Genomic DNA, 18,205 nt, shown 5'->3' on the forward strand with positions numbered 1-18,205 from the left:
TCTTTCTTCCCCGGCGACACCTCGCTACGCGTGGGGAATTCCCCGGCAGGGCGCACAAGGGGCGCATGCGGAGGGCTCGCGGAAAAGGAAACCCGGCGCGCGTCCGCTAAAAGCCCCACCGGACAGCGCGACCTTTACCCGTCGGCAATGCGCGTACCCGGCCTACGCAGTTCATCGGTGAACCCCTGAATTCCAGTTGTCAAATTCAAGATGCCCTGAAACCCTCTTACTCCCGGACGAGGGCACATGAAACTCCTGTAGAGCTCTCCAAAGGGATTGCCGAGCATTGCAAGGGCGGGGGGGGGAACGCTCGACATGTTAAGCGATCGGCATGCTCACGGACCTGAGAAGTCCTGGTCCGAGGGGCCCAGTGTCCTCGTCATGGGTGCCGGAATGGCCGGGCTCGTGGCGGCGTACGAACTGGAACGGCGCGGCTACCGCGTCGAAGTGCTCGAAGGCAGCCGGCGCGTCGGCGGCCGCGTGCACACGCACCGCTTCGGCGCCGGGCCCGGCGCGCCCGCGGTGGAACTGGGCGCGATGCGCATTCCCGCCCGCCACCGGCGCACGCTGGAATACATCCGGCGGCTGGGGCTCGAAGGGGAACTGCGCCCGTTCACCACTTTGCTGTCGGAGGAGAACGCCTATCTGCGCACCGCGGACGGCTTCGTACGGATACGCGAAGCGGCCCGGCCGCTGTGCGCGGGCTTCCGACGCGAACTGGCCGCGCACCGGCCGGGATCGAGCCAGGCCCACGAAGTCACGGTCGTCGGGGCGTGGCTGACCGCCGTCGTCGACGCCATCGCGCCACCGGATCTGCGCGAGGCGCTCCGTGACGACCTGCGCCGTCAGCTCCTCGACCTGGTCGCGTGCGTCGACCTGCTGCCGCACCTGCGCGGCGCGGCAGGGGACCGCGTCGACCTGCACTCGCTCTTCGCCGCGCACCCGGCGCTGCGCGCGGGGTGCAGCGGGCGGCTGAACGGTTTCCTGGACGACATCCTCACCGAGACCGGCCCCTCGCTGCTGCGGCTGCGCGGCGGCATGGACCGGCTCCCACGCGCGCTGGCGGCGCGGCTGGCGGGCCCGGTGCGGCTCGGGCACCGGGTCGTGGGCCTGCGGTCCCGGCGCAACGAGGTGCTGGTGCGGGTGCGCGCGGGCGGCCGGACCACGGTGCGCCGCGCCGATTTCGCCGTCTGCGCGCTGCCGTTCCCGGTGCTGCGGCGCATACGCCTGAGCGGCCTGGACGCCGACAAGCTGGCGGTGCTGGACGCCGTGCACTACTGCCCGGCCACCAAGGTGGCCTTCCACTGCCGGGAGCCGTTCTGGCGGTCGTACGGCATCGAGGGCGGGGCCTCGTACACCGGCGGGAACATCCGCCAGACCTACTACCCCGCCGTGGAAGGCACGCCCGGGCGCGGAGCGGCGCTGCTGGCCAGCTACACCATCGGGGAGGAGGCCGCGCGGCTCGGCCGCCTGTCGCCGCGCCGCCGGCACCGCCTCGTCCTGGAGGAGCTCGGAGCGCTCCACCCCGAGCTGCTGCGGCCCGGCATGGTGCTGGACGCCGTGAGCACGGCCTGGGGTGACGGCTCCCGCTGGAGCGTGGGATGCGCCACGCGCTGGGGCAAGGGCCCCGAGGAGTGCGAGGCCGAACGGGCGCGCGCGGCGCGGCCGGTGAACCGGCTGTTCTTCGCGGGCGAGCACTGCTCCACGGCCCCCGCCTGGATCGAGGGGGCGGTCGAATCGGCCCTGGCGGCCGTCGAAGGACTCGCCGGCTACGGGATGGGGCACCGGGCACCGGCCGCGTCCGGCCACCACGACCCCGCGGGAGCCCTGTGATGAGCGTGTTCGAGCTGCCACGGCTGCACTTCGGCGGGACGGCGACGACCCGGCTGCCGACGGGCCCGCGCTGCGGGCTGGTCGACCTCGCCGCCAACCGGGCGCTCACCGACGACGGCCCCTTCCCCGCGGACCGGCCCGCCGCCGAGTACCACGCCTTCCTGCACCGGCGCGGCCCCCGCTTCGACGGGGACGGACGGCCGCACCCGCACGGGGAGTTCAGCGCGGCCAAGGGCTGGAACTTCGACGGCAACGGCCACTTCTGGCTGGACGCCCGTATCGTCAGCACCGAGACCGGGGACGGGCGGGCCGCCCGCGCCGATCCCGTCGTGGGCGGCAGCGTCGACGTCTGGGGCCACTACAACCCCTACCTCCGCACAACCGTGAACCGCGCGCGGGTCCTCGACATCGACCCGGCCTCCCGCTGGACGACGGCGCTGATGGTCGGCCGGTTCGGGCTCGGCCGCCGGGGCCGCTCGCACGACGACGGCTATCTCCTCACCGGTGGCGTCAGCGGCCTGCACCCGCCGCGCTGGGTCGACTTCGGGCACATCCGCGACGTCGGTGACCACTTCCTGGCCGCGCAGCTGCGCTACTGCGCCGTCCACCAGTTCGTGGTACCGGCGGACGAGCTCGACTGGCTCCCGGACGCGGCGCGCTCCCCCGCCGTGAGCGCGCTGCGCGCCGCGCTGGAGGCCGGGGCGGACGGTGTGGTGGTGCAGCTCGCGCTGGACAACATGGCCTCGCCGCGGCTCCCCGGCACACCCAGCGTCTGGCGGGTCCGGGGCACGGTCGCGCCCTGGCACGCCCATGAGCTGCGCAGCTATCCGGCGGGGCGGCTGCTCGTCCCCCGGCCGCGCGCGCCGCTGCACCACATGACCGTCGACGTGGCGCGGGGGCGGGCCGTCCTCAACATGCTCTCGGCCGTGCCGCTGGCCTCCCGGGCGCCGGAGCCGGGCCCGGGCCCGCTGCACCGGCTCGGGCCTCCGCTGGACGCCGGGGAGCTGGAGCTGCGCACGGCCGGTACGGGCCGGCTGATCGCCCGGGTGCCGCCCGGCGCGTACCCCTCCGACGCGACATCCGGGATCGTCACGGTGCCCGCCGAGCCGGGCTGGCGGGAGGCCGAGGAGCAGGCGCTGTATCTGACCGGCATCGGCGCGGCGGGCCGGCGCGAGACGCTGCTGACCGAGCGGGAGGCCAACATCCAGACGGACGAGGCGCTTTTGGTCCTGCACCACCGCGACCGGGCGCGCGGGCACGACCACGCCGTGGAGGTCCCGGTGCGCGCCTACGTGCGCGGCCGCCCGGCGAGCCCGGGGAAGGTCCACGTGCGGCAGTTCTTCAACCCCCGTGCCCTGCCCGGCGACCGGAGGGCCGGTGCCACCGGCGCACGCTGCCAGGACGCGACCGTCCTCGGGACGCGCGGGGCCGGGGAGGCGTACGCGGGCGAGTGCGTGGTCGAGACCGACGCGCGCGGGCACGGCACGCTCACCCTGCGCGGCGAACGCGCGGGCACCTGCCGCGTGCTGCTCGCCGCGAGCCCCGCCGACGTGCCGCCCGTCGACCCGCAGACGCCCGGTTCGGCCTGGCGGACGTACGACGACGAGGACGCGCTCGGCTACTGGGCGGGCGCCGGCTCGCTGGCCGTACGCGTCCTGCCGGACGACTGGCACCTGGACGACGTGCCGCGTGAGGACGTCGGCTTCGACCTGCTGTACCGGGAGGTCTTCGCCTACTACGAGCACGTGTCCTCCTTCATGCGCTCGGAGGTCTTCAGCCTCGCCGACCGCTGCAAGGTCGAGACCTACGCCGAGCTCGTCTGGCAGATGTGCGATCCGGCGAACAAGTCGAAGACGTACTACATGCCGCCGACCCGTGACCTCTCCGACCCCAAGGCCCGGCTGCTGCTGGCGTATCTGCGCAACGTCCAGGCGCGCGTCCGCCCGCCCCTGACCGCCCCGGGCCCCCTCGCGCCGGAGCCGGCGATCACCACGCGGGGCGAGCTGTGGGCCGTGCTGAAGCAGGCGGCCGCACTGGAGCTCGCGGTGATGCTGCAGTATCTCTACGCGGCCTTCTCCCTCCCGACGCACGGGGCGGCGCTCACCTACGTGCGCGACGGCCGCTGGACGCCGGAGCAGCTGGAACTCGCGTGCGGCGGGGGCGGGGAGACGCTGGACGACGGGATGCGCGGAAGCCTGCTGACCGTGGCCCGCGAGGAGATGATCCACTTCCTGCTGGTGAACAACATCATCACGGCCATGGGCGAGCCGTTCCACATCCCGGTGATCGACTTCGCGACGCTCGCGGACGAGCTGCCGGTGCCGCTGGACTTCGCCCTGGAGCCGTTGAGCACCGGCAGCGTGCAGCGCTATATCGCCATCGAGCAGCCCGCGGCGCTCGTCCCGGAGATCCGCCGCGAGGCCGGGCGCCCGCCCGGCCGGGGCGGCGGCTTCACCTGGACGTCGGTGAGCGAGCTGTACGCGGGGGTGCGCGAGGGGCTGCGGCGCGTGCCGGACCTGTTCCTGGTGGAGAAGGGGCGCGGGGGCGGTGAGCACCACCTGTTCCTGCGGGAATCGGTCAACACCGCTCATCCGGACTATCAGTTGGAGGTCGACGACCTCTCCAGCGCGCTCTTCGCCGTGGACCTGATCACCGAGCAGGGCGAGGGCGGGGCGGCCACCGGTGGCGGTGAGCACACGGAGATGTCGCACTTCAGGACGTTCCTGCGGATGGGCGAGCTGCTCACGGCCGAGCGGGTGCCCGGCCCGTACGGCCACCCGGTGCCGTGGTCCCCGGCGTATCCGGTGCTGCGCAACCCGACGCTGCGGGCGCGCGACGGGGCGCGGAGCGTGATCACCGATCCCGAAGCCCGCGCGGTGGCGGGGCTGTTCAACCGCTCGTACCACCTGATGCTCCAGCTGATGGCCCAGCACTTCGGCGAGAGCCCGGACGCGAGCCTGCGGCGCTCGAAGCTGATGAACGCCTCGATCGACGTGATGACCGGCATGATGCGCCCGCTCGCGGAGCTGCTGGTCACCATGGACTCGGGGCGGCGCGGCAGGACGGCGGGGCCGACGTTCGAACTGGATACGGCGCCCGCCGCGTGCCCGCGCCCCGACGTGGCACGCCGCTCCCTCGCCCTGCGCTTCACGCATCTGGCGGCAGCGGCACGCAAGTGCGGCCCGGTCCCCGGAGGGGTCTGCGAACTGATGGAGTTCTACGCCGAGGTCTTCCGGCGGGCAGGCGACGGTTCCCGGCCATGAGGCGAGGTGTGCGGTGGTGACGTCCCGGCCCCCGGGCCCGTTCCGCACGGCGGACGTGCCCCTCGCGAACCCCTACCCCTGCTATCGCCGTTACCGCGAGAGCGACCCGGTGCACCTCGGGCCGGACGGCAGCTGGTACGTCTTCCGCCACCGCGACGTGGCCGGCGTGCTGGCCGACCGGCGCTACGGGCGGGGAACCCAGACCGCCCGTATCCCCGCCGGCTGCCCGCACTTGAGGCGGACCGTGGCCAACTGGATGGTCTTCATGGACCCGCCGCGGCACACCGGGGTGCGCGCGCTGGTGGCCAGGAGCCTCACGCCCCGCATCGTCGAGGCGCTGCGCCCGCGCATCCGGCGGCTGGCGGTCTCGCTCGTCACCGCGCTGGGCGAGGAGCGCGAGGCCGATCTCGTCGAACGGCTGGCGGCGCCCTTCCCGCTGCTCGTCATCAGCGAACTGCTGGGCGTGCCGCGGGAGGACCGCGCCTGGTTCCGGGCCCAGGCGCTGGATCTCCAGCAGGCGACCGCCTCACGCGTCGCCCGCAGGCCCGACGGCTTCGCCGTCGCGGACTCCGCGGCCCGCGAACTGGACGCCTACTTCCGCGCGGAACTGGCCCGGCGCCGGGCGCGGCCCGCCGTCGGCACGGATCTGATCGGGGCCATGCTGGAGCACGCCGGGGCATCCTCCGCCGACGACGACACGCTGGTGGGCACCTGCGTCCACCTCCTGACAGCCGGGCACGAGACGACGACCCATGTGCTGTGCAAGGGACTGCTCGCCCTCTTCGCCCACCCCGGCCAGCTCGCGGCGCTGCGCGCGCGGCCCGAGCTGACGGTGAACGCCGTGGAGGAACTGGTCCGCTACGACGCGCCGGTGCAGATGATCACCCGGCAGGCCGGGGAGGCCGGCCGGCTGGGCGGCCGTACGGTCCCCGCCGGCAGCCGCGTCGTCCTCGTGCTGGGCTCGGCCAACCGCGACCCCGAGCGCTTCCCCGACCCCGACCGCCTGGACCTCACCCGTGACGCGCGCCGCCACAGCGGCTTCGGCATGGGCGTCCACTACTGCGTGGGAGCCCCGCTCGCCCGCGCCGAGGCGGAGATCGGCCTCACCGAGCTCCTGCGCGGCCTGCCCCGGCTCGCCCTGGCCGGCGAGCCGGTCTACGCCGAGGACCTGGTCTTCCACGGACCGGCGCGGCTGCCGGTGCTGACCCGCTGACTCCGCCGCTCCCCTCCACCCGGCTGCACCCGGCTCCACACGGCCGGAGTAACAGCGGTCGCGCCACTCCGCCATCAGGCGTAACAAGGAGAGGGCGGTGGCCTCACTCGCGGTCAGGGCCTCACCATCAAGTCCGCCGGCGTGCCGGCCTTCTCCGACCAGGTGGTCATCGCGCAGGGGTCGCTGCGCGAAGGCTGTCTGATCGCCGCCTACGGCTACCGCGGGCGGGTCGCCGCCGCCGTCAGCGTGAACCGCGCCAAGTGGCTGGAGCACTACCGCTGGAGCACTGTCAGCGCCTGATCGAGACGGCGGCCCCGTCCCCCCCTGGGCCCGGCGCCGCCGACCTGCTCGACGCCGCCGGGCCCGTCTCCTCCGGCGTACCGGACCCGCGGCACCTCTCGCACGGCCCGGCCGTGGCCCTCACCGGCCACCGGCCGGACCGGCACCTGCCCCTGGTGCGGCCGGGCGACCGAGCCCCCGCCCGCCCGACGCCGAGAAGGAGCCCCGACCATGCGGCCGGACACCCTGTTCCAGCGGATCACCGACTACACGCACCGCGCCGACCCCTATCCGCTCTACGCCGAGCTCCGCGAGAACGGCGTCACACGGCAGGAGGACGGCGGCTATCTCGTGGGCACCTACCACGAGATAGCCGCGCTCCTCCACGACCCCCGGATCAGCGCGGACCCGCCCGACCGCACCCACCCCGACCCCGCGGTGCTCAGGAGGGGCAAGCTGCCACCGGCCGTCATCGGTCTCGACGACCCCGGGCACGACCGGCTGCGCCGCATCGCGACGCGGCTCTTCGGCCCGCCGCACGCCCTCGACAGGATCGACGGCCTGCACGACGAGATCACCCGGATCGCCGAGGAACTCATCGGCTCCTTCCGGGGCGCCGACCGGATCGACATCGTCGACGAATTCGCCTGTCCGATCCCGGTCACCCTGATCGGCCGGCTGCTGGGCGTGCCCCACGAGGACATGCCGCGGATCCGCGCGTGGACCGACGCGATCATCACCGGTCTCGACAACACACCCGGGCCCGACGAGGAGAAGCGCCGGCAGGCGGCTGTGGCGGGCCGCGACGCGATGGCGCTGTACCTCGGGGAACTGGCCGGGAGCCGCCGCGGCCACCCGTCGCGGGACCTGCTCTCCGCCCTTGTCGACGACCCCGGCCCGGAAGGCCCGCTCACCGAACAGGAGCTGACGGCCACCGCGACCCTGCTGCTCACCGCCGGGCACGAGACGACCGTCAGCCTCATCACCAACGGCGTCCTCACTCTGCTGCGCCACCCGGAGGCACGGAAACGGCTCCGCGCGGAGCCCGAGCTGATGCCCGGGGCCGTGGAGGAACTGCTGCGCTACGAACCGCCCGTGCACATGCTGCCGCGGCGCACGCTGCTGGCCGACATCGAGGTCGCCGGGGTCACCGTCCCCAAGGGCGCGCCGCTGATCCTCGTGCTCGCCTCGGGCAACCGCGATCCCCGGCGCTTCGACGAACCCGACTGCTTCGATCCGGCGCGCGAGGACAACCAGCACTTCGGCTTCGGCGGCGGCGTCCACCACTGCTTCGGCGCCCCGCTCGCCCGCCTGGAGACACAGATCGCGCTGGGCGCGCTCCTGCCCTACCTCGACGACTTCCGCCCGCTGGAGGACCCGCCCCCGTACCGCCGCAGCCCTGTCGTGCGCGGCCCCCGCCGCCTGCTGGTCTCCCACACCGGCCAGGTGTAGGGCCCTGAAGAGCTGTTCACACGGCTGACCGGTGGCCGGTCGCACGCCCACGCGGCGGAGCCGCGAATCGCCGCCTCCCCGCGCCCCTGCAAGGCGCTGACGAACCGCGGTGGACTTCACCGGGCGCCTGCTCAGAGGTGCGTGGGCGCGAACATCCGCAGGACGGCCGGGAGGACGACCACGGACGGGCCCGGCGCGGCCAGCGCCCCGGCCAGGTCGTCCCGGAGCCGGTCGGGTGTGGTGCGCACGGCGGGCACGCCGAAGGACGCGGCGAGGGCGACGAAGTCGGGGCGGGCCAGCTCCGTCGCCGTGGCCTCGCCGAAGGCGTCGGTCATGTACTCCCGCAGGATGCCGTAGCCGCCGTCGTCGACGATCAGCCAGGTGACCGGCAGGCCGTACTGCCGGGCGGTGGCCAGCTCGGCGATCGAGTACATCGCGCCGCCGTCGCCGGAGACGGCCAGCACCGGACGGGCGGGGTCCGCCACCGCGGCTCCCAGGGCGGCGGGGAAGCCGTATCCCAGGCCGCCGGCGCCCTGCGCCGAGTGGAAGGGCGCGGTCCTGGGGTCGAACGCGGACCACGCCCAGTAGCCGAGGATCGTCATGTCCCAGAAGCTCGGGGCGTCGTCGGGCAGCGCCTCGCGCACGGCGGCGAGCACCCGCTGTTCGGTCTTGAGGTCCTGCCCGGCGATCCGGTCGTGGACGCGGTCCAGCAGGGCGCGGGCCTCGTCCGCCGCCGTGCCGCGGGGGCGGCCCGCGACGGCGTCGGCGAGCGCGTCGAGGGCGAGGGCCGCGTCGGCGTGCACGCCCAGGGCCCGGTGGTTGGACTCCAGCTTGCCGAGGTCCGCCTCGATCTGGATCATCCGGCCTCCGGGGCGGAACGTGTGGTAGTTCGAGGAGAGTTCGCCGAGGCCGGAGCCGACGACGAGCAGCACGTCGGCCTGTTCCAGGAAGTCGGTCGTGTGCCGGTCCTCCAGCCACGAGCGCAGCGACAGCGGGTGCTCCCAGGGGAAGGCGCCCTTGCCCCCGAAGGTGCAGGCGACCGGGGCGTCCAGCTTCTCCGCCAGCCTCCGCAGCGCCGCCCGCGCCCCGGCCCGTACGACCCCGCCGCCCGCGAGGATCACCGGCCGCCGGGCCGCGTCGAGGGCCGCGGCCGCTTCCTCGATCAGCTCCGGCCGGGGCGGCAGGGGCCGGGGTGCGGCGTCGAGCGCGCGGACGGGCGGGACGCCGGCGGGGGCGAGCAGGACGTCCTGCGGGATCTCCACCCAGACCGGCCCGGCGGGCGCCGCCAGCGCGGAGCGCCAGGCGCCGGCGAGGGCGGAGGGTATCTGCGAGGCGTGCCGCACGGTGTGCACGCTCTTGACGACGTCGCGGAACGACGCCTGCTGGTCGCGGAGTTCGTGCAGATACCCCTTGCGGCCGCCGCCGAGTCCGGCCGCCGGGACCTGGCTGGAGATGCCGAGCACGGGCGCGGACGCCGCGGCCGACTCCTGGAGGGCGGCGAGGGTCATCAGGGCGCCGGGGCCGGTGGAGACCAGCAGCGGGGTGACGGTGCCGGTCACGCGGGCGTGGGCGTCGGCCGCGAAGCCCGCGTTGTTCTCGACGCGCAGGCCGACATAGCGCAGCGGGGAGCGGCGCAGCGCGTCGAAGAGGCCGAGCGCGTGCTGGCCGGGCAGCCCGAAGACGGTCGTGGCACCGAGCGCCGTGAGCGATTCGAGGACCAGGTCTCCGCCGGTACGGGTGGGGTGCGCGGTGCTCATGGGCGTGCTGCCTTCCGTGCTGCGGTCGTGGTCCTGGCCGGGGGAATTGTGTCAGCGCCCGGGCCGGGCCCGCGCGGCCGGTCTCACAGCTCCGTGCGGGATCTGCTCAGCTGGCCCGCCCCGGAGCGCACGGCCCAGAAGAAGAGGGCCAGCGAGACGGCCGCGACCGTGACGGAGTCGTAGGGCGCGGGCAGCCGGCCCGTTCCCTTGAAGGTGCCGAGCCAGGACAGCGCGGTGAGTACCACCAGATAGACGACCAGCCAGGCGCCCGTGCGCAGTTCCGTCAGGAGCGGGGCGTCGTCGGGGACGGACCGCCGCATCGCCAGGAAGATCAGCAGGCCGGCCAGGACGAGGGGCAGGGCGAGCCGCAGGTCGTGCCAGCCGGACCAGTAGACGAACTCGCTGGACACCACGAAGCTCAGCGGCGCGATCCAGCGCAGGCCGGGCACCCACCCCGCCATGCCGCCGCCTTGCGGGTCGGCCCGGAAGACGGCGGCGGCGACCGCGGAGGCGGCGTAGATCAGGAGGTACATGTCGCCCATGACGCTGACGATGTGCTGCCAGCCCCCGAAGGGCAGCAGGAAGACCACGATCACGGCGAGGTTCAGCAGGAGCGCCCGGTGCGGGATGCCGGAGCGGGGGTCGACGCGCATGAAGGCCCGGGGGATCGTGCGGTTCTTGGCGAGGGCGTAGGTGTGGCGGGCGTCGAGCGCCACCCCCACGTACGCCGAGCCACCGGGTGAGACGACCGCGTCCGCGTAGAGCAGGCTCGACAGCCAGTGCAGGTTGAGGATCAGGGCCAGCTGGCCGAACGGCGACTCGAAGCTGACGCCCTGCCAGCCGTGGCCCAGCAGGTGCTCGGGGACGGTGAAGAGGAAGGCCACCTGAAGGGCGAGATACATCAGGACGGCCAGGCCGATGCCGGTGAGCACGGAGGCGGGGATGGTGCGGCGGGGGTTGCGGGTCTCGCCGGAGAAGTCCAGCGGTGCCTGGAAGCCGTTGACGGAGTAGACGATGCCTCCCCCGGCGAGCGCCGACAGGCAGGCGGCGTAGCCGTACGGGGCGAATCCGCCGTGGTCGGTCAGGCGGCCGGAGTGCCAGCCGGAGGCGAACAGCGCGATCACGGTGATCACCGGCACGATGATCTTGAAGACCGAGACGAGGTTGTTCAGCCGGGCGAACGCCCGGACCGTGAACCAGTTCAGGGCCGTCAGCAGGACGCTCAGTGCCACGGCGATGCCCAGCCCGAAGGGGCTGAGCGAGTGGCCGTGGTAGATGTCCGGCAGATAGTGGTCGGCGTACTGCATGATCGCGCTGATCTCGGCGGCGGTGCCGCCCACGGACAGCAGGACGGACCAGCCGACGAGCGTGCCGACCAGCCGGCCGCTCGCGTAGAGCGGCCAGCGGACCGTGCCGCCGCCCTCCGGCCGCGACGCGCCGAGCTCGATCATCACCAGCGCGACGAGGCCGCACAGCAGGCCCGCGCCGACCCAGGACAGCAGGGCCGCGGGCCCGGCCGTCTGGGCGGCGTACATGGCGGCGAAGAGCCAGCCGGAGCCGACGATGTTGGAGAAGCCGATCGCGGTCAGACCCCAGAACCCCAGGTCCCGGTGCAAGCGGCGTTCCTGGACGAGCACGGGCGGCGCGACGGCCCCGCCCGTCACCTGACGATCCGACACGACGGCCTCCTCGTTTCCCGAATCCGGCTCAGCAGATCAGGATTCTGCCCGGCCCCGCCCGTCCGCGCCGTGACGTACGCGCCGCGCGGGGCCGGGGGGTCAGCCCAGTTCGAGGCTGGTGACGCCGTAGGTGCGGCCGTCGAGGGCCGGGTGGACGGTACCTGTGTACATGCGGATCGTGTGCGAGTCGGCGGTCAGGCCGCGCGAGGCGGCGAGGGCCGTGGCACCGGCGTGCGGTTCGGGGATGTCGATGAAGACCTCCTCGTCGGGGCCGAGTCCGGCCGTCAGGGCGTCGAACAGCGCTTCCGCGCCCTGGGGCGTGTCGGCGAACAGCGGCCCGATCCGGCGGCCGTCCAGCGAGGGCCGGATCACGCCGTAGCCGGTGACCCGCCCGTCGTCCAGATGCGCGTAGGCGGTGTGGCCGGGGGCGGTCAGCCAGCGGTCGAGGAAGGCGCGCCGCTCGGCGGGGAAGCACTGCCGGTCGTAAGCGGCGACGGTGTCGAGGTGGGCCGCGGTGACGGGGGCGACGGCGGCCGCCGGGGGCGTGGCGCCGCCGGGGCGCCCCCGGTGGCGGACGGTGGTGTAGGCGGGGCTGAACCCGGCCCGCGCGTAGGTGGCTTGCTGGGCGGGCACCGCGTCGAGGCCGACCGTACGGGTCCCGGCGTGCGGGAGCGCGGCGCGCCAGGTGGCCAGGCCGTGCCCCTGCCCGCGGTGGTCGGGGTGGACGAGGTAGTAGCCGAGGAAGGCGTAGTCCGGGGAGTAGGTGACGACGGAGACCGCGGAGACGGGACGGCCGTCGAGGCGGCCGATGAAGAAGCCGGCCGGGTCGGTGGGGTGGAAGCAGGCGAGGTCTCCGGTGCCGGGGTTCCAGCCCTCCGCGGCGGCCCATTCCCCGACGAGGCGCCAGTCGTCCAGCGTGGCCGGGGTGACGGTGAAGGCGCCGGGGTCGCCGGTGGCGGGGGCCTCGTCGGCGGTGCGCGGGTGCGGGAGTCGGCCGAGGTGGTTCATGCGGGGTGTTCGTTCCTTCCCGAAGGGGCGGCGGAGTGGTCAGATGAGGTCCATGGCGGCGACTTCGTCGGGCCGTCCGTAGCTGACGGGCCCCTGGAAGCGGCGGCGGGCGCTGGCGAACCACCAGATCGTGGCGATCAGCAGGACGGCGCCGAGCGCGATCGGCGCGTAGTTGAAGGTGGTCGCGGTGAGCGGGGACGCCTGGGGCAGCATGAACAGCACGTTGCTGATGACGATCCAGGTCACGGCGACGCGCGCGACGGGCTTGCCGTAGCGCCCGAGGTTCCAGGGGCCGGGCTGGAAGTCCTCGTCCAGCCGCAGGCGCAGGAAGATGGGCACGCCGTAGGCGAGGAAGAGGCCGACGACGTTGACGCTGACGACGGCGGTGAACGCGGTGTGGGACCACCAGCCGGGCAGCACCAGCACCAGGGGGCAGGCCGCGGCGAGCCACACGGCCTTGACGGGGGTGCGGGTGCGCGCGGAGACCGAGTGCCACCAGCGGGAGCCGGGCATCGCCCCGTCGCGCGAGAAGGCGAAGATCTGGCGGGTGTTGCTGGTCATGTTGGCGAGCCCGCAGAAGAGCATGGCGCCGATCACGATCAGCAGGAGCAGCCGGGCGGTGCCCATGCCGAGCGCGTCCACGAGGATCTGCACCGGCGGCGCGGCCGCGCTCGCCTCCTGGTCGTAGTCGCGGATCGCGTAGACCAGGGCCAGCATGAGGATCAGGCCGGTGAGCGCGGAGCAGGCGATGGCGCGCATGATGCCGCGGGGGGCGTTGACGGTGGCTTTGACGGTCTCCTCGGACATATGGAAGCTGCCGTCGAATCCGGTGAAGGTCCAGCTGGTGACGAGCAGGCCGAGCATTCCGCCGTAGATCGCGCTGTCGAAGCCGGTGTTGTTGACGAAATGGGTGGCGTAGGAGGCCGGTTGGTGCTGGCCGGGGACCACCGTGAGGGTGACGACGATCACGACCATGCCAATGAGCAGCCACCATACGGAGATGCGGTTGACGACGGCGACGAGCTGGACGGTGTAGGTGTTGGCGAGCGCCTGGAGCAGCAGGATGAGGGCGGTGATGGCGACGGTGTGCCGGGGGTCGGGGTCGTAGGAGGGCCACTGCATGGCGATGAATGCCTGGATGAAGGTGGCCGCCGCGTAGTTGGTGGCGGCCGTGCCGCCCACCTGACCCACGAAATTGAGCCAGCCCGTGTACCAGGACCAGGCGCCGCGGTGCCGCTTGGCGAGTTTGCCCGCGGAGAAATAGAGGGCGCCGCTGGTCGGGTAGGCGGAGGCGATTTCTCCCATGGCGGCGCCGACGAAGAGCACCATGACGGATACGCCGATCCAGCCGAACACGAGAATCCGCGGGCCGCCGGCCGTCATTCCGAACCCGAAGGAAGAGAAGATTCCGGAAATGATGTTGATGATGGTGAAGGATATCGCGAAATTGTCGAAGGCCCGGAACCGGCGGGTCAGTTTCCGGGGGTAGCCCATGGCGTGCAGCGTCGCGTCGTCGTCCAGGGCGAGGGGCGCCGCTTGGCGGCGGGCTCTCATACGGACGAGGAATGCGGTATCGAGCACAGCCACAGCCTTTCTGATGGGGGGACAGCAGGACGCCCCCGGGGGTTCCCGGAGGCGCACCGGACGGTTCGGCAGAGCCCGCCGGGCGGTCAGGCGGCGGGGACGGGGAGTCCGCAGAGCCGCCTGACGCGGGTCAGTTGTTCCTCGGGGTCACCGAACGCGCTCCAGGGCATCCGGGAAGCGTACGGGCCCATCGCCGTGAGCACGGCACCGGCCTCGGTCTCCCGGTGCGACATGAACAGCGCGTGCGCGAGATAGGCGAGGTCCAGCACGGGGGTGAAGCGATAGCCGGCCACGTGCGGGAACCAGTTCTCGTAGACCCCCATGGCCGTTGTCCGCCACTGGTGTTGTTCCCATGTGCGGTGGCCCAGCGGGGCGGCCGGGTCGTAGTCCGCGACCAGGGTCACCAGCGGGAGCAGGCGCAACGGCGAGGAGGCCGGTGCCCGTTGGGCGAGGAACGCGGCCACGTCCCAGGCCGCGTTCCTCGAACCGCCGTGCCTGCTGAAGAAAAAGGCGAGGAAGCGGTGGTGCGCCTCGCGGTGCCAGGGATCGAGGCGAAGAATGCGGGCGAGCAGCGACCAGGGGCCCGGCGGCGCGGTGAGCAGGCCGCGCGGGGCGGGGTCGCGGGGCCGGTGATAGCGGGCCAGGGTCAGTTTCGCGACGAGGGGCGTGGGATCCGCCGGTGACATCTCCGCGGCGCGTTCGCAGGCCGTCAGCGCGATACGCCCGAGGGCGACGGCCCGCCGGTCGCCCTCGTCGGCCGCGCGCAATGCCCGCAGCACCGCGACGCGCGCCCAGAGCAACGCGGCTTCCGCGCCCGGCTCTTCCGCCAGCCAGCGCTCCGCGAGATCGGAATCCGCCGCCTCCGAAGCGAGGACCGACGAACGGTGGGCCCGCAATCCGAAATCCTCCCGCGCCTCTTCCAGGACGTCTTGTGCGCTCAGGTATCGCCCTGCCCGTACGTCGACGCAGGCGTGCGCCAGTCGATGGTCCTCCGCCGCCGGATGCCAGACGTACTGCCCCTCGAATAACCCAGCGGTCATGCTCTCCTGCCGATCCTGCCGACGACACCGCCCATGCCGAACTCAGCCCGTGCTCTCCCCCGGCTCCCTCGGCAGCACGCCACACCCTACTCAGCATCAAGTCGAAACGGAACGGGTCATCCGTATTACCTGGTTCAGCGGCATTTTCCAGGCTCTTCGGAGTTGTGCGCGCTCTTCCTTTCCGGGATATCGACCAGCTCCTTGGCATATGCCACTCGAATGCGAGCGGGCGCCCGGCGGGGGTGCGCGCCGTCGGCGGACCCGGCCCGCCGATCTGACGGCACATCACCCGATTCCGCCTTTTATGCGGGTGAGTGATGGGTATTCATCAGAAACATCCCGCCGTCCGCAGCTCTCTTGCCGCATCCGGGGGCCCTGCCATGACCTCGTCCGTCCGGACCACCGCCGTTCCGCTCCGTCCCGTCCCCGGCCCGCGCCGGCTGCCGCTGCTGGGCAACCTCCCCGCCTTCGGCCGCGACCCGCTGGGCTTCCTGGTCCGGCTGCGCGACGAGTTCGGCGACGCGGTGACCTGGTCACTCGGCCCGCGGCGCAGCCTGTTCCTCTTCCACCCCCAGCACATCGCCGAGCTCCTGGGCGCCGTGGAGCACAGCTTCGACATCCTCGACACCGGCTGGGCCTTCAAGCAGGTCACCGGCCAGAGCGTCATCCTCAGCCGGGGCGCCGACTGGCGCCGCAAGCGCTCCCTCGTCCAGCCGACCGTCCGCCCGCGGCAGGTCCGCGCCTACGCCGCGACCATGACCGAGTGCGCGCGGGAGGCGGCCGACCGCTGGCAGGACGGCGAACGGATCGACGTGCACCGGGAGATGGTGCTGATCACCCAGCGGGTCGTGGTGCGGACGCTGTTCGGAGGCGACCTCGGCGACCGGACGCGCGCGCTCGGCGACGCGATGGAGGTGGCGCAGCGGGAGATCGGCGCCGAGCTGCGCGGCGTCAACCTCTTCCTGCCCGCCTGGGTGCGCACCCCCTCCAGGCGGCGGGTGCTCGGCGCCGTCGCGGTCGTCGACGCCGAGGTCGGCCGGCTGATCCGCGAACGCGCGGAGGCCGGCGGGGAGCCGGGCGACGACCTCCTGGGCAGGCTGCTCGCCGCCCGCGACACACAGGGGCTCCCGCTGTCGGCCAAGGAGGTGCGGGACGAGGCGGTGACCCTGTGGGCCGCGGGCCACGAGACGACCTCCACCCTGCTGACGTGGATCTGGTATCTGCTGGGCACGGCGCCGCAGGCCCGCGCCCGTCTCGACGAGGAACTCGGCCGCGTCCTCGGCGGACGCCCGCCCGCCATCGACGACTACGAACACCTGCCCTGGGCCCAGCAGATCGTCAAGGAGGCCCTGCGGGTCCGCCCCCCGGTATGGCTGATCCCCGCCGTGGCCAGGGAGGGCGCCACGCTCGGCGGCACGCGCGTGGCGGCCGGCACGATCGTGTGGTGCAGCCAGTGGACGACCCACCGCGACGCCCGCTGGTTCCCCGACCCGACGGCCTTCCGCCCGGAACGCTGGAGCCCCGACGCGCCCGACGCGGTACCGGACCACGCGTGGTTCCCCTTCGGCGGCGGCCAGCGCACGTGCCTGGGCGCCCGGTTCGCCCTGGTGGAGGCGGTCATGGTGCTGGCCACACTGGCGCAGCGGTGCGCGGTGGAGGTGGAGCCGGGGGAACCGGAGATCCTGCCGGGCCTGCTGCTCCAGCCGGCGGGGGAGCTACGGGCTACGGTCCGGCGGCGGGAGTGCTGAGCGGTCGGGGGTGACGGCACGTGGGCGTGCGTGATCCGCCGCCGGAGCGGGATGCCCGCACTCCGGCGCCGGTAGGGTGGAACCGACCGGGAGGGGCTTACGGTGAGCCAGTACTTCAACGTGGGTGACGAGACGCTCTGGAACCCCTCCAACGGCGCTTCCCGCATGTTCCTGCGCCAGGTCGCGCTCTTCGAGGCCGAATTGGGGATCCCCTCCGGCATCGGCCCGATGGACGCCGACGAGGCCGAAGTCGACCCGGCGGTCTTCGCGCACTTCGCCAATACGCTGCTGGTCTGACACCGGGCCGCACAACACGCCGTCGTACTCGCGCTCTCCGAAGGTTTCGTCGCCACGGTGCTGGCGTTGGCTGACCGCGCGGGGGTCGAGGTGCTCTGGTCACGACACGGCTCCGAACCGAACCGGCCGCTGACGGACGTCCAGGCAGGCCCGGCCTCACCGGCCGCTGTGGACATCGAGGCGCGGACGGACGCCCTCCGGGCGAAGTCCCGGGAATTGGACGGCTTCATGGCCCGCTGAACAGTGAGGCCGGGCCGATCACCCGCGCTCCCCCTCACTTTTCGGCCGGCACACCCGACACCGGGCTGCACGGCCTCAACGCTGGAATCAGCGGGCGTGACCAAGAAGCCGGTCGTCCGCAGAGTGAGGCACCCGGTCAGTTCCTGTGGCCCCCGCGCCTGCGGGGAGATGGGGCTGACGTCGGTGCTCGACGGCCTGGCCGCCCTCGTGGAGGGCGGGCACGGCTGACGGCCGCGGCAAGTTGACTACTCGCGTACAGGCACCGTGTTCGCCACCGCGGTCACGTGCAGTTCGCCGTTGTCGACGAGGTCGCCCAGCTCGATGGTGTGGTACGTCCTGGCCGCCGGCGGGGTCACCCGCAGGTAGGCCGCCTGGCGCGCGGCGGAGCCGGAGTGGGTCCAGGCGACGACGGCCTGGGCCGTGCCTCCGGGCTTGACGCGTACGACCTTGTTGCCCGGGTCGTCGGCGTACCACGTGCTGCCCCGGACCGCGTGCGAGGACAGCTCCTTATGCTGAGCGTTCTCCAGCCCCAGGCCCGGATATCCACGCAGGGCGCACTCCCGCGCGCCGGTGTTCCTGAACTCCAGCGTCCCGCCCGCGTGGCTCATCCCGCCGCCGAGGCGGTCGTGGAACGACACGCTCAGATCCGAGGCCGCGCAGGTCGCGAGCCCGGCCGAGTCCTCCGCCGAGGCCCCCTGGGCAACGGCTCCGCCCGTGAGCCCGACGCTCAACACGACGGCGGCGGCCCCGGAGAGGGCGAGTTTCGCGTTCATGCGGGGTATCACTTTGCGCTCCTTCGTACGGTGCGATGC

13 protein-coding genes and 1 pseudogene are annotated in these 18,205 nt (G+C 73.2%); 8 read left to right on the forward strand and 6 right to left on the reverse strand.

What is annotated here, in order from left to right; genetic code table 11:
• Positions 1-381: 381 nt before the first annotated feature.
• The 5 genes from ACZ4A5_RS18535 to ACZ4A5_RS18555 all read left to right on the forward strand — a co-directional run bounded on the left by ACZ4A5_RS18535 (position 382) and on the right by ACZ4A5_RS18555 (position 8,040).
• Positions 382-1,833, forward strand: coding sequence for a flavin monoamine oxidase family protein (locus tag ACZ4A5_RS18535; RefSeq protein WP_467584606.1), 1,452 nt, complete (start codon positions 382-384; stop codon positions 1,831-1,833).
• On the forward strand, positions 1,833-5,096 hold the full coding sequence (locus ACZ4A5_RS18540; RefSeq protein WP_467584608.1) for a ferritin-like domain-containing protein: 3,264 nt from the start codon (positions 1,833-1,835) through the stop codon (positions 5,094-5,096). Before ACZ4A5_RS18535 ends, ACZ4A5_RS18540 begins: the two co-directional genes overlap by 1 nt.
• 16 nt (positions 5,097-5,112) lie before the next feature.
• Positions 5,113-6,309 (forward strand): cytochrome P450, encoded by a 1,197-nt coding sequence (locus ACZ4A5_RS18545; protein ID WP_467584611.1) that lies wholly within the window; start codon positions 5,113-5,115, stop codon positions 6,307-6,309.
• Between the two features lie 141 nt (positions 6,310-6,450).
• Positions 6,451-6,609 carry a hypothetical protein gene (locus ACZ4A5_RS18550; RefSeq protein WP_467584613.1) on the forward strand — a complete coding sequence of 53 codons (159 nt, stop codon included), beginning with the start codon at positions 6,451-6,453 and terminating at the stop codon, positions 6,607-6,609.
• A 210-nt stretch (positions 6,610-6,819) separates the two neighbouring features.
• Complete coding sequence (locus ACZ4A5_RS18555) at positions 6,820-8,040, forward strand: cytochrome P450 (RefSeq protein ID WP_467584616.1); 1,221 nt, start codon at positions 6,820-6,822, stop codon at positions 8,038-8,040.
• Between the two features lie 131 nt (positions 8,041-8,171).
• On the opposite strand, the gene ACZ4A5_RS18560 is transcribed toward ACZ4A5_RS18555, so the two are convergent.
• The 5 genes from ACZ4A5_RS18560 to ACZ4A5_RS18580 form a co-directional block, all read right to left on the reverse strand.
• On the reverse strand, positions 8,172-9,797 hold the full coding sequence (locus tag ACZ4A5_RS18560; protein WP_467584619.1) for a thiamine pyrophosphate-binding protein: 1,626 nt from the start codon (positions 9,795-9,797) through the stop codon (positions 8,172-8,174).
• A gap of 83 nt (positions 9,798-9,880) precedes the next feature.
• Positions 9,881-11,413, reverse strand: a complete 1,533-nt coding sequence (locus ACZ4A5_RS18565; RefSeq protein ID WP_467584732.1) for an APC family permease — start codon at positions 11,411-11,413, stop codon at positions 9,881-9,883.
• A 162-nt stretch (positions 11,414-11,575) separates the two neighbouring features.
• On the reverse strand, positions 11,576-12,484 hold the full coding sequence (locus ACZ4A5_RS18570) for a GNAT family N-acetyltransferase (protein WP_467584622.1): 909 nt from the start codon (positions 12,482-12,484) through the stop codon (positions 11,576-11,578).
• 39 nt (positions 12,485-12,523) lie between these two features.
• On the reverse strand, positions 12,524-13,978 hold the full coding sequence (locus tag ACZ4A5_RS18575; RefSeq protein ID WP_467584735.1) for an amino acid permease: 1,455 nt from the start codon (positions 13,976-13,978) through the stop codon (positions 12,524-12,526).
• A 176-nt stretch (positions 13,979-14,154) separates the two neighbouring features.
• Positions 14,155-15,108: a hypothetical protein gene (locus ACZ4A5_RS18580; protein WP_467584624.1), complete on the reverse strand. Its 954-nt coding sequence runs from the start codon at positions 15,106-15,108 to the stop codon at positions 14,155-14,157.
• 380 nt (positions 15,109-15,488) lie between these two features.
• Here ACZ4A5_RS18580 and ACZ4A5_RS18585 point away from each other — a divergent pair, with 380 nt between their 5' ends.
• From ACZ4A5_RS18585 to ACZ4A5_RS18595, 3 genes and pseudogenes are all read left to right on the forward strand, one after another.
• On the forward strand, positions 15,489-16,856 hold the full coding sequence (locus ACZ4A5_RS18585; RefSeq protein ID WP_467584627.1) for a cytochrome P450: 1,368 nt from the start codon (positions 15,489-15,491) through the stop codon (positions 16,854-16,856).
• 102 nt (positions 16,857-16,958) lie between these two features.
• Positions 16,959-17,393: pseudogene (locus ACZ4A5_RS18590) on the forward strand (DUF6086 family protein).
• A gap of 96 nt (positions 17,394-17,489) precedes the next feature.
• On the forward strand, positions 17,490-17,621 hold the full coding sequence (locus ACZ4A5_RS18595) for a hypothetical protein (RefSeq protein ID WP_467584630.1): 132 nt from the start codon (positions 17,490-17,492) through the stop codon (positions 17,619-17,621).
• Positions 17,622-17,638: 17 nt separating this feature from the next.
• Here the strand turns inward: ACZ4A5_RS18595 and ACZ4A5_RS18600 are convergent, their stop codons facing one another.
• A complete protein-coding gene (locus tag ACZ4A5_RS18600) occupies positions 17,639-18,166 on the reverse strand; it encodes a DUF4232 domain-containing protein (RefSeq protein WP_467584633.1) in 528 nt (175 codons plus the stop codon).
• Between the last annotated feature and the right edge of the window lie 39 nt (positions 18,167-18,205).

The sequence above is a fragment of the Streptomyces sp. NPDC025618 genome (genome assembly GCF_055558795.1).